Origin of the sequence: Intrasporangium oryzae NRRL B-24470 (genome assembly GCF_000576595.1) — a bacterium.
In the GTDB taxonomy this organism is placed as follows: Bacteria; Actinomycetota; Actinomycetes; order Actinomycetales; family Dermatophilaceae; genus Intrasporangium_C; species Intrasporangium_C oryzae.
On sequence record NZ_AWSA01000053.1, the window covers coordinates 18,170 to 29,883 of the forward strand.

General features: G+C 72.5%; 12 protein-coding genes. 6 read left to right on the forward strand and 6 right to left on the reverse strand.

Annotation, left to right across the window (positions count from 1 at the left end; translation table 11 throughout):
- Positions 1-7: 7 nt before the first annotated feature.
- Positions 8-1,747 (reverse strand): DAK2 domain-containing protein, encoded by a 1,740-nt coding sequence (locus N865_RS18165; protein WP_034809033.1) that lies wholly within the window; start codon positions 1,745-1,747, stop codon positions 8-10.
- A 90-nt stretch (positions 1,748-1,837) separates the two neighbouring features.
- Between N865_RS18165 and N865_RS18170 the strand changes: the two genes are divergently transcribed.
- Both N865_RS18170 and rpmB read left to right on the forward strand, forming a co-directional pair.
- A complete protein-coding gene (locus N865_RS18170) occupies positions 1,838-2,623 on the forward strand; it encodes a fructosamine kinase family protein (RefSeq protein ID WP_051510986.1) in 786 nt (261 codons plus the stop codon).
- A 168-nt stretch (positions 2,624-2,791) separates the two neighbouring features.
- Positions 2,792-2,980: a 50S ribosomal protein L28 gene (rpmB, locus tag N865_RS18175; protein ID WP_034809037.1), complete on the forward strand. Its 189-nt coding sequence runs from the start codon at positions 2,792-2,794 to the stop codon at positions 2,978-2,980.
- Positions 2,981-3,074: 94 nt separating this feature from the next.
- On the opposite strand, the gene thiL is transcribed toward rpmB, so the two are convergent.
- Positions 3,075-4,043, reverse strand: a complete 969-nt coding sequence (gene thiL / locus N865_RS18180) for a thiamine-phosphate kinase (protein WP_084328364.1) — start codon at positions 4,041-4,043, stop codon at positions 3,075-3,077.
- Between the two features lie 196 nt (positions 4,044-4,239).
- Here thiL and N865_RS18185 point away from each other — a divergent pair, with 196 nt between their 5' ends.
- Positions 4,240-4,473, forward strand: coding sequence for an Lrp/AsnC family transcriptional regulator (locus N865_RS18185; RefSeq protein ID WP_034809038.1), 234 nt, complete (start codon positions 4,240-4,242; stop codon positions 4,471-4,473).
- 145 nt (positions 4,474-4,618) lie between these two features.
- On the forward strand, positions 4,619-4,924 hold the full coding sequence (locus N865_RS18190) for a DUF3515 family protein (protein ID WP_322786070.1): 306 nt from the start codon (positions 4,619-4,621) through the stop codon (positions 4,922-4,924).
- Positions 4,925-4,967: 43 nt separating this feature from the next.
- Here N865_RS18190 and N865_RS18195 read toward each other — a convergent pair whose 3' ends face one another.
- Entirely contained in the window at positions 4,968-6,110 is a 1,143-nt protein-coding gene (locus N865_RS18195) for a D-alanine--D-alanine ligase family protein (RefSeq protein WP_034809040.1), read from the reverse strand.
- Between the two features lie 49 nt (positions 6,111-6,159).
- On the opposite strand from N865_RS18195, the gene N865_RS18200 reads away from it, so the two are divergent.
- Complete coding sequence (locus N865_RS18200) at positions 6,160-7,257, forward strand: trans-sulfuration enzyme family protein (RefSeq protein WP_051510998.1); 1,098 nt, start codon at positions 6,160-6,162, stop codon at positions 7,255-7,257.
- A 12-nt stretch (positions 7,258-7,269) separates the two neighbouring features.
- On the opposite strand, the gene N865_RS18205 is transcribed toward N865_RS18200, so the two are convergent.
- Together N865_RS18205 and N865_RS18210 are read right to left on the reverse strand one after the other, a co-directional pair.
- Positions 7,270-8,268, reverse strand: coding sequence for an NAD(P)H-dependent glycerol-3-phosphate dehydrogenase (locus N865_RS18205; protein ID WP_034809047.1), 999 nt, complete (start codon positions 8,266-8,268; stop codon positions 7,270-7,272).
- Entirely contained in the window at positions 8,265-9,062 is a 798-nt protein-coding gene (locus N865_RS18210) for a lysophospholipid acyltransferase family protein (RefSeq protein ID WP_034809050.1), read from the reverse strand. The genes N865_RS18205 and N865_RS18210 overlap by 4 nt, the downstream gene beginning before the upstream one ends.
- Before the next feature lie 114 nt (positions 9,063-9,176).
- On the opposite strand from N865_RS18210, the gene cofC reads away from it, so the two are divergent.
- A complete protein-coding gene (cofC, locus tag N865_RS18215) occupies positions 9,177-10,043 on the forward strand; it encodes a 2-phospho-L-lactate guanylyltransferase (protein WP_051510989.1) in 867 nt (288 codons plus the stop codon).
- A 7-nt stretch (positions 10,044-10,050) separates the two neighbouring features.
- Here cofC and N865_RS18220 read toward each other — a convergent pair.
- On the reverse strand, positions 10,051-11,714 hold a 1,664-nt coding region (locus N865_RS18220), incomplete at its 5' end, for a N,N-dimethylformamidase beta subunit family domain-containing protein (protein WP_157557770.1).

Genomic DNA, 11,714 nt, shown 5'->3' on the forward strand with positions numbered 1-11,714 from the left:
GCCGTCCTCACTCCACCCCGAGCAGCACCGAGTAGACGGGCTGCCCGCCATAGATCTGGGACACCTCGACGCCGCGATGCTCGTCGCGGGCCGCCGCGGAGACCACCGCCGCGAGCCCCGCGGGGGCGTCTGCACCGATGACGACGGTGAGCAGCTCCCCGCCGCTCGCAAGGAGGCGGTGGACGACCTCTCGTCCGACGGCTGCCTGGTCGGACCCGACGATGACGATGTCGCCGTCGACGACCCCGAGAACGTCGCCCGCCTCGCAGGGTCCGCCGCTCGTCAGCGCGGACCGGTAGGCGACCGTCACGGCCCCGTGCCGCGTCGCCGAGGCCGCGGACTGCATGGCAAGCACATTCGCGGACACCGGTGCGCCCGGCTCGAAGACGGCGAGCGCCGCGATCCCCTGGACCGCGGTCCGCGAGCGGATGACGTGCGCGTCGATTCCCTCGTCGGCGACGGCCCGCGCCGCGGCGGCCGCCGCGAGCTCGGTCTCGGCGTCGTTCGGGAGGATGACGACTCCCGAGACGCCCCGGTGGTGCTGCTTGCGGACGGCGTCGATGAGGGCGCCCGTCGAGGCCCGCCGCCGGGGACCCGAGTCGAGCACGACCGCGCCCGCCGCCCGGAAGACGTCGGCAAGGCCTGCCCCGGCCGCGCAGGCGACGATCCCCGAGCCGCCCCCGCGCTCGCGCAGGGCCCGCCCGTGTGACTCGTCGGGCGCGGCGGCGGCACCCTCGTGGTCGAGGCCGCGCTCGGTGCGCAGGCGCGTCACCCGGATCCGGTGCGGACGCCCCGCCTCGATCCCGGCCTCGACGGCTGCGCCGGCGTCGTCGACGTGGCAGTGGACGTTCCACTGGCCGTCGCCCCCGACGACGAGGACGGAGTCGCCGAGCTCGACGAGCCGGGACCGAAGTGCCTCGACCGCGTCCTCGTCGGGCGCGTCGAGGAGGTACATGACCTCGTACTCGGGCCCGGTGTCGCCCTCGCCGCCGGCCACGGCATCGGAGTCGAGGGGCCGGACGACCGCCCCGGCCGCCGTCGCGGGGTCCGGCCAGAAGCGCGAGCGACGGTCCGTCGGCCCGAGGCTGAGGACGACCCGGCCGTCGTCACCGGCGCAGAGTCTCTCCAGGCACTCGATGAGGATGACGAGGCCGGCCCCGCCCGCGTCGACGACGCCGGCGCGGGCGAGGACGGGAAGCTGTTCGGGGGTCCGGGCCAGGGCGGTCCGGGCGGCCTCGAGCGCGGCGGCGGACACGGCATACAGGCCATCGCCGACGGCGGTGGCAGCAGCGGCGGCCGCGGCCCGCGAGACCGACAGGATCGTCCCCTCCTTGGGGTCCGTCACGGCGTGCCAGGCCCGCTCGTCCGCGCGGGCGAGGCCGGCCGCGAGGGCGGCAGCGTCGACGGAGACGGCGTCACGGCACACCTCGCCGAAGCCACGCGCGAGCTGGCTGAGGATGACGCCCGAGTTGCCCCGGGCCGTCCACAGGAGGGCCGCGGCAAACCGCTCGAGAAGCTCTCCGGCCGTCGGCGAGTCGTCCTCGGCGAGGGTGCGCTCGATGGCCCCGTCGACGGTGAGGAAGAGGTTGGTCCCCGTGTCGCCGTCGGGCACAGGGAAGACGTTGAGAGCATCGATCTCGGCGCGCCGAGCGGCGTACGCCGAGCGGATGAGCACGGCCCAACGGCGCATGGCGTTGGCGTCGAGGAGCTGCAGTGCCTCCTCGGGCGTCGGTCCTGCGCCGGGCATCCAGTTCCTCCTGCTCGTGATGGTGGGGAGGCTAGCGCCTCCCCCAGACGCCAGCATGCACCCTGTTCGCCGTGTGTGTGCCGGTCTACCGTGGGTGGGGTGTCGAGCCCCTCGGTCAGGGTCCACCGCAAGACGTGGTCCGGTGCACCCGCCGGCTTCTTCGCCGTCGAGGCGGCGGGCCTGGGATGGCTCTCCGAGGCGACACCGGTCGGCGGGGCGCGGTGCGTCGGCGTCCACGACGTCGGCGAACGGCACATCGACCTCGAGCGGCTCGAGCCGGCGGCCGCGACCGCGAGAGCCGCCGAGGAGCTCGGCCGCGCGCTCGCGGCGACCCATGCGCTCGGTGCGGACGCCTTCGGTGCGCCACCGGACGGGTGGTCGGGCGACGCCTGGATCGGACGCCAGCCCCAGTCCAACGAGCCGACCGCGTCGTGGGGGCTCTTCTACGCAGAGCAGCGGGTGCGTCCCTTCGTCCGGCGCGCCGTCGAGGCCGGCCACCTCACCGCCGGCGGGGCCCGCATCGTCGAGCGTGTCTGCGACCGGCTCGCCCAGGGCGACTTCGACGACGGCCGGCCGCCGGCGCGAATCCACGGCGACCTGTGGTCGGGCAACGTCGTGTTCACCGCGACGGGCGGCGTGCTCATCGACCCGGCCGCCCACGGTGGGCACGGCCTCACCGACCTGGCCATGCTCGCCCTCTTCGGCTTCCCGTGGCAGTCACGGGTCGAGGCCGCCTACGCCGAGGCGGCGGGGCTCCCCGACGGCTGGGTCGGGCGCGTCGCCCTCCACCAGCTCCACCCGCTCGCGGTCCACGCCGTCTCACACGGCCCCTCCTACGGCGTGGAACTCGTGCAGGCGGCGGCTCGGTACGCGTGACCCCGTCGGCGGCGGCGATCCTGCCGTTTTGGCCCGAGGTGACTCGTCGGCTACTCTTGACCGGTTCCCTTCGTGCACGGCGGGTGACGCACGCCCCGCGTGTGTGACCCGGTCTGCCCGGGAGGGAGCACCAGTTCTTTCGTCTACATCGACTTTCAGGAGATACCCGTGGCTGCCAACTGCGACGTCTGCGGCAAGGGACCGAGCTTCGGTCACAACATCTCGCACTCGCACCGCCGCACCAAGCGCCGCTGGAACCCCAACATCCAGCGCGTTCGGACGCTGGTGGGCGGTGTGACGCCGAAGCGTGTCAACGTCTGCACCTCGTGCCTCAAGGCCGGCAAGGTCGTTCGCTGACCCTGCCCCTCGCTCGACCAACAGGCACGACCGACAGGCCGGTTCCCCTCGGGGACCGGCCTTCGTCGTCCCGGGGCTCAGCGGGTCGGGAGGTTCAGTCCGGCCGGAAGTGGTCCCAGCCCGTGTGCGCGACCGCGTGACCGTCGACGAGGATGCGCGGGGGCTCGCCGTCCGCGGCCGAGCGAACCGATCCGATCCGGCGCCAGCCCTCGGGCAGCGTCCCCGCCGGGAACGTCGCGAGGAGCGAGTGCTCCTCACCGCCGCTGAGGACGCAGTCGAGGGCGGCGGTCTCCCCGAGCGCTCCGGCGAGGGCCGCGACGTCCGGCTCGAGGGCGACCGACTCGATCTCGATGACGACTCCGCTCGCGCGGGCGATCCGCCCGCCGTCGCGCAGCAGGCCGTCGGAGACGTCGAGCATGGCTGTCGCGCCCGCGCGGGCAGCGCGAGGTCCCTGGTCGAGGGGTGACCGCGGGCGCCGCTGTCGCGCGACGGCCTCGGTATGCCGCTCGGCCCGGCCCGCCTGCAGCAGCCGCAGTCCTGCGTCGGCGAGCCCGAGGCTGCCGCAGACCGCGAGCTGGTCTCCGGGCTTCGCTCCCGAGCGGAGCACCGGGCGACCCTCGAGTCGCCCGAGGGCCGTCACGGAGACCATGACGACCCCGGCGGGGGCGGAGGAGAGGTCGCCGCCGAGGACCGCGACCCCTGCGGCGGCGCACTCGTCGGCGAGCCCGTGGGCGTGGTCGACGACCCACTCGAGCGACAGCTCCGGGTCGGCCACGAGGGTGAGGAGCACGCCGATCGGCTCCCCGCCCATGGCGGCGATGTCGGCGAGGTTCTGGGTGATGACCTTGTGCCCGATGTCCGCGCCGGACGACCACGCGTCGAGCCAGTCACGTCCGAGCACCACCGTGTCCGTCGTCGCGACCGTCCGCGCCCCCGTCTGCACGACGGCGGCGTCGTCGCCCGGCGCGACGTCGAGGGCCTGGGACCCCGGCAGGAGCGGGAGGATCCGCGCGAGGACGTCCTCCTCGTCGAGGGTCCGCAGGGGCGTGCCGCCCGTCATCATCGGGCCCGGACGGGTTGACACGAATCACACCTCTTCTGTGACGACGCGGACGTCTTCCTCGGGACGAACGTCCCAAGGCAAGGTAGCGTCAGGGCAACGCCTTCGGCACATCCGGCGTCCGCAGCACCAGTCACATGCGTGACACAGACCGAGTCAACACCGACTCAACACCGACTCAACACCAGTGAGGTGACCCGTGGTCCAGGCCTACATCCTGATCCAGACCGAGGTCGGCAAGGCGGCCACTGTGGCCGAGCAGATCGCCGGGATCACCGGCGTGACGCTCGCCGAGGACGTCACCGGCCCCTACGACGTCATCGCCCGGGTCGAGGCCTCCAACGTCGATGACCTCGGGCGGCTCGTCATCGCCAAGCTCCAGGACGTCCCGGGCATCACCCGGACGCTCACCTGCACGATCGTCCACGTCTGAGGCACCCCTGACCAGACGTCCGGCGACGGCGGCGCTCCTCTGCGCCGCCGTCGCGCTGCTCCCCGGCTGCTCGCGCGCCCCGGAGGTCGCGCTCGCCCCGCAGGCCTCGGCGCCCGTGTGCGGCTCGATCGGGTGGCCGACGACCGTGGCGGGACACGCCCGCGTCGCGACCTCGCCCGCGTCCGCCTCGGCGGCCGCCTGGGGTGACCCCGCGATCATCGCCCGGTGCGGACTCGACGCACTCGGCCCGACGACCGACCCGTGCGTCACGGTCGACGGCGTCGACTGGGTCGTTCGCGAGCTGAGCGACGGGACGGCCGCGACGACCTACGGCCGCGACCCGGCGATCGAGGTCCTCGCCCCGTCGGCGTACGGCCCCGTGTCCCTGCTCCTGCCGGCCTTCGCCGAGGCGGCGCGAGCCCTGCCGACCACCGGACGGACGTGCACCTGAGCGAGCCGGCCCCGCGGCATACGAGCGTCGAAGGACGACCCGCTCAGCGCAGGCCGACGCGTCGCTCGAGCGCGAGCGAGAGGAGCTCGTCGATGAGGTCCGGGTAGGCCAGTCCGGACGCGGCCCACATCCGGGGATACATCGAGTGCGGGGTGAACCCCGGCATCGTGTTGATCTCGTTGACGAGGACCCGGCCGTCCTCGGTGTAGAAGCAGTCGACCCGGGCCAGCCCCTCGCAGCCGAGCGACTCGAAGGCCTCGGCCGCGAGGCGGCGGACCTCAGCGGACACCTCGGCCGGCACGTCCGCAGGACAGCTGAGGTCGACGTCGGCCTCGGCGAGGTACTTCGCCTCGAAGTCGTAGAACGCGTGGTTGTCGTGGACGGCCACCTCGGCCACCTCGGACGTGCGCGGCGCGTCGGTGCCGTGACCCTGCAGGACGGCGCACTCGATCTCGCGCCCGCGGATGCCCTCCTCGACGATGACCTTGGGGTCGTGCTCGCGGGCCGCCTCGATGGCCGCCTCGAGGTCCTTCGGGTCCTCGACCTTGGTGATGCCCATCGAGGAGCCGGCCCGGGCCGGCTTGACGAAGAGCGGGTAGCTGAGGCCCTCGCAGGCGTCCATCGCGGCCGCCCTGTCGCTGCGCCAGGCCCGGTCGGTGATGACGGCATACGGGCCGACCGGCAGGCCGTGGCCCGCGAAGACGACCTTCATGTAGTGCTTGTCCATGCCGGCCGCGGAGGCGAGCACGCCAGAGCCGACGTAGCGGACGTCGGACAGCTCGAGGAAGCCCTGGAGCGTGCCGTCCTCGCCGAAGGGCCCGTGCAGGAGGGGCAGGACCACGTCGACCTCGCCCAGCGCCCGGGGCGGCTCGCCAGGCTCGAGGACGGTCAGTGACGTCTCGCGCGTCGAGAGGGGCAGCACGATGTGGGCCTCCTCGGGCTTGACCTCGGGCGACTGGCCGGCCGTGAGCTCGAAGCGGGTCGGGTCGTCCGCGACGAGCACCCACTGGCCGTCACGGGTGATGCCGATCGGGACGATGAAGTACTTGGTCCGGTCGATCGCCCGGAGCACCCCGGCGGCGGTGGCGCACGAGACGGCATGCTCGGAGGAACGTCCACCGAAGACGATGGCGACGCGCGGGCGACGGCTCGAGGCGGAGGGCTGCGGGGGCTGGTCCGTGGTCATCAGACGAGACTCTATCCCGATGGCTGCGGGCCGCTCGTACGCTGACCCGGTGAGCGTTGAGCACGAGTCGACGAGCCAGCACGTGGAGACCTACCTCGTCTCGGCGGGGCGCCCCGAGCGGCGCGCGGGCTCCCCCGTCAACACCGCGGTCGAGTTCACGTCGACGTATGCCGCCGACGGCGACGTGTCGTACGCGCGGTCGGGGAACCCGACGTGGAGCTCCTTCGAGCAGGCCCTCGGCGGCCTCGAGGGCGGCCGCGCGCTCATCCACGCGTCGGGGATGGGCGCCATCTCCGCCGCCCTCTCCCTCGTCGGCGCGGGCGGCACCGTCGTCGCGCCCGACCAGACCTACAACGGGACGTACGACCTCATGCGCGCGTTCGAGGAGGCGGGTGGGACGGTCGTCCGGGTGCACGCGACCGACACGGCCGGTTTCCTCGCGGCCCTCGACGGCGCCGACCTGCTCTGGCTCGAGTCGCCGACCAACCCGCTCATGGACGTCACCGAGCTCGACGTGGTCCTCGCGCGTGCCCGCGAGCTCGGCGTGACGAGTGTCGTCGACAACACCCTGGCGACTCCCCTGCTCTCGCGGCCCCTCACGCTGGGTGCCGACGTCGTCGTCCACTCGGTGACGAAGTACCTGTCCGGCCACTCCGACGTCGTCCTCGGGGCGACCGTCGTCCCCGACACCGATCGCGGCCGGGCGTTGGGCGAGCGGGTCTTCCGGCACCGCACCCTCCATGGCGCGATCGCCGGCCCGATGGAGGTCTTCCTCGCGCTCCGTGGGCTGCGCACGCTCGGCCTGCGCTTCGAGCGGGCGAGCGCGAATGCCGCCGAGCTCGCCGCGCGCCTCGCCGACCACGCGGGCGTGGCGAGGGTCCGCTACCCGGGGTCGGGCGCGATGCTCGCGATCGAGGTGGCGGGCGACGCTGCCGCCGCCGACCGGGTCTGCGACGCGACCCGGGTCTGGCTCCACTCGACGAGCCTCGGCGGAGTCGAGTCGCAGATCGAGCGCCGTCGGCGGCACCCGTCCGAGCCGGAGTCGGTCCCGGTCAACCTGCTGCGCCTGTCGGTCGGCATCGAGCACGTCGAGGACCTGTGGTCCGACCTCGACGCCGCCCTGACACGAGGACTCGGGCAGGACTGACTGCCCTGGTGCTCAGCTCTTCTCGGGCTTGAGGTCACGGGACATCAGCCGCGGTCCGATGTCCTTGGCCGAGTGACCGTCGCGGACGACGGCGACGACCTGCTCGACGATCGGCATCTCGACCCCGTGGTCCTGCGCCAGCTTGAGGATCGACTCGCACGACTTCACGCCCTCGGAGGTCTGCCGAGTCACGGCGATGACCTCGTCGACGGCCATGCCCTGGCCGAGGCGCACCCCGAACCGGTGGTTGCGCGACAGGGGCGACATGCATGTCGCGATGAGGTCGCCTACGCCGGCGAGACCGAGGAAGGTCTCCGGCTCGGCACCGAGCGCGAGGCCCAGTCGGGTCGTCTCCGCGAGGCCGCGCGTGATGATCGTCGCCTTCGTGTTGTCGCCGAACCCCATCCCCTCGGCCATGCCGACGGCGAGGCCGACGACGTTCTTCGTCGCACCGCACACCTCGGCGCCGACGACATCGGTGCTCGTGTAGGGCCGGAACGTGGGAGTCGCGCAGGCCGCGGCGACGCGATCGGCACCGGCCATGTCCACACAGGCGATGACACTGGCTGCGGGCTGCCGGGCGGCGATCTCCGGGGCGAGGTTGGGCCCGGACAGGATGACGATCCGCTTCGGGTCGACCCGGGCGACCTCGGCGATGACCTCGCTCATCCGCTTCGTCGTGCCGAGCTCGACCCCCTTCATGAGCGAGACGACGTCGGCACCGCCGGGGATGGCGTGGCCCCATTCGGCGAGGTTGGACCGGAGGGTCTGTGACGGGACTGCGAGCACGACGATGTCGGCCCCCTTGCACGCCGCGACGGGGTCCGTCGTGGCCCGGACCGTCTCGGGCAGTCGCAGGTCGGGCATGTATTCGAGGTTGCAGCCGGCGTTGATCTGCTCGGCCATCTCCTCACGGCGCGCCCACATCGTCACCGTGCAGCCGGCGTCGGAGAGCACCCCAGAGAAGGCCGTCCCCCAGCTGCCCGTGCCCATCACGGCGACGTGCGTCATCGGCGGTCCCCCTTCCGCTTGGCCTCGGGCGCGGGACGCCCGATGTCCTCGTGGCTCATCGGGTTGCCGATCTCGGGGACCCCGTGGCGCCTCGGGTCGAACCGCTCGTGGACGTTCTTCTCGTCGCGCAGCACCTCGAGGAGCTCGGTGATGCGGTCCATGAGCCGGTCGGTCGCCTCGCGCAGCACGGCGGTGTCGATCGGCTTGCCGTAGAGGTCGCTGAGGTCGACGGGGGGACCGGCATACATGTGCATGGTCTTGCGTGGGAAGAGGCGGACGCGCTTGCCGTAGGGCGCGAGGATCTCCTGCGCGCCCCACTGCGCCACGGGGACGAGGGGGCACCGGGTCTCGAGGGCGACCCGGGCCGCGCCCGTCTTGCCGCGCATCGGCCACAGGTCGGGGTCGCGGGTGATCGTCCCCTCCGGGAAGATCCCGAGCGCCTTGCCCTCACGGACCCCGTCGACCGCTGCGCGGTAGGCGTGGGCCGCGGCCGCGGAGCTGCGGTGGACGGGGATCTGCCCGGCCTTGCGGAGCAGCCATCCGACGAGGGGAATCCGGAAGATGCTCTCCTTGCCGAGGAAGTAGGCCTCGCGACCGCTGTCGTACATGAAGTGTGCGAAGACGAGCGGGTCGACGTACGAGATGTGGTTGGTCGAGACGACGAAGCCGCCCTCGGCGGGGAGGTTCTCGACACCGCGCCAGTCACGCTTTGTCAGCGCCATGAGAAGGGGTCGCAAGAGCAGCGCAGCGAACCGATAGGCGAAGGGCAGCCTCCTGCGGCGTGCACCACTCACGTTCCGACGACCTCCTCGAGACCGCGCGACGCACCGTCGCGCGCAGCCCTCATCTTGTCCACCTCACGGCCGACTGTCGAGCGCGGACGCGGCGAGTGGGACGATTGGCCGAGAATGACGACTCCCCCGCACCCCCCGACGATCGTGGCGCCGCACGGCTGGCACGTCGTCATCCCGGTCAAGGACACCAGGCACGGCAAGTCGCGGCTGGCCCGGCCCGCGGGCCCGGACCGGGCCGTCCTCAGCCGTGCCATCGCCGACGACACGATCGCCGCCGCGGTCGGCGCGGTGGGCGCCGGGAGGGTCCTCCTCGTCACGGCCGACGCCGGGCTGGCCGAGGCGTGGGCGCCACGCGGAGTCCGCGTCGTCGCCGACCCCGACACGGGTCTCAACGGGGCGATCGCCCACGGCCTCACCGTGCTGCCGACCGGCGCCTGGGCCGCCGCACTGCTCGGCGACCTGCCCTGCCTCACACCCCCGGACCTCTGCGCGGCCCTCGACGCCGCGGCCCTCCACGCGGACTCCTTCGTCCCCGACGCCGACGGCACCGGGACGGTCCTGCGCTGCGGACGGTCGTTCCGGCCACGGTTCGGCCCGGGGAGCGCGTCGAGCCACGAGGCCGGCGGGGCCACGCGGCTCGACCTCGACCTCCCGCGGCTGCGCACCGACGTCGACGACGCGACCTCCCTGGCCCGGGCTCGCGTGCTCGGGCTGGGTCCGGCGACCAGCGCCGTCATCGAACGGCTCGGATCTGGTTGGATTCACTCCATGCAGGCCACCGTGCACACCTTCGACCCGGCCGACCGATCGGGGTCGGTGCTGCTCGACGACGGGCTCGAGCTGCCCTTCACGCAGGACGCGTTCGACCCGAGCGGGCTGCGACTGCTCCGCATCGGCCAGCGCCTCACCGTCGACGTCGTCGACCACCACGTCGTCGCGATGCGGATCGTCGGCATCGGGCCCGGACAGCCGATCCGCTGAGTCGCGATCACTCGAAGACGACATCCACGAAGTAGTTCGTGGCGCTGTAGCCGTGCGCGGGCATGACCGCGTCGTCGTTGTACTCGTACAGCCCGTTGGGGGCGGTCGAGGTGTTGGCCGGTGCCGTAAGCGGGAGCCGTGTGAACGCGCCCGCGAAGAAGGAGCGCGTGACCGAGTAGCGGCCGTTCGGGGCGTGGTAGGACACGATGTACCTCGTGTTGGCCGTGACCGGAACCGGCTCGCCGAGCCGTACGGTCTGCCAGCCTGAGGACGTCTCGTTGATGGCCACACCGGCACCGATTCGGTGCCCGTCGGTCGTCCACACGCTGACCTCGTGCTTGCCGGTGTTGAGCGAGCCCTTGTAGAACTTCACGCCGGTGATCCTGCCGTCCCGGTTCGCCCGGAAGCGCATGCCGAGCTCGACCGACCCGGTGTCGCCCTGGTTGGCCACCTGCGGCGTCCACAACGCACCGGGCGCCGTGAAGATGCTGCACGGGCACCGCGTACCCGACCCGGCCCTGACGGTGTTGGACGTGGCGACCGACCCGATGTTGCCCGAGTCGTCGACCGCGCGGGTGCGGATCTGGTAGGACGTGTTCACCGGGGTCACCATCCGGTAGGTCCACGAGTCAAGGCCGGTCGTCGCCGGGTGCCAGGTCGATCCGCCGTCGGTCGAGATCTCGACGCCCGCGACCCGACCACCCGCGTCGCCGGCCACGCCTCGGATCGTCACCCACGCGCCGCCGGTGACCGTCGTCGCGGCACTCGTCAGCTGGGTCGTCGGCGCCTCGGTGTCCGTGCTCTTCGTGGCCGCCGAGACACCCGACGGCGTCTCGGGTTGCACGCCCATGTCGGCGAAGAGGTTGACCGTGGCCTGCTGCATCGTCGGGCTGGCCGGCGTCCCGGGGTGGTCGTGCTCGGCGTCGAGGCCCCAGGACCACTGGATCGTCCCGGCCGAGAAGACGAGGGCGCCGCTCGGTGCCCGGTACTCGGTCAGGTGATGCCGGAGGGTTGCGGAGCCGTAGGTGCTGCCGTAGTCGAGGAGCATCCGGATGTCGCTGCCGACCGTCGTGTCGGAGAGACGGAAGAGGCCCGCGGGCCGGAAGCCGTTGTCGCTGTCGACATCCCACTCGTACCCGAGGACACCCACCGGCAGCGAGAAGGTGGCACCCGCCGCCAGGGTCGCAGCCGGGGTGTCCCGCCAGAGCCGGAGCGCTCCGTAGGCCTGTGGGATCCGGATGACGTAGTTCTCGGACCATTCCCCGTTGCCGCGGAAGATCGTCCCGCTGGTGTTGTTCTCCGGGCGTCCGGACGCGTTGGCCGGGAACCGGGTGTCTCGGAACGTCCCGGTCCACTCGCTCGTCAGCTGCTGGTCGTCGTGCGTGTCCTTGTAGCAGGTCATGGTGCGGCCGGCCGTGGCGCTTCCGTCGACGCTCGCCTCCCAGCGGTGCTGCCAGAACATCTCGTTGCCACTGAAGAACGCGAGGTTCATCCCCCGGTCCCGTGCCGCCTCGACGTTGGCGCGCTGCTCCTTGGTCCAGTACTCGTCATGCCCCATCGACACGAAGACGGAGTGCTTCTCGAGCACCTGTGGGCGCAGTGCCGTGTCCACCCCGGCCACGTAGCTGACGCTGAACCCGTTGCGCTCGAGCCAGCGGATCATCGGGTACT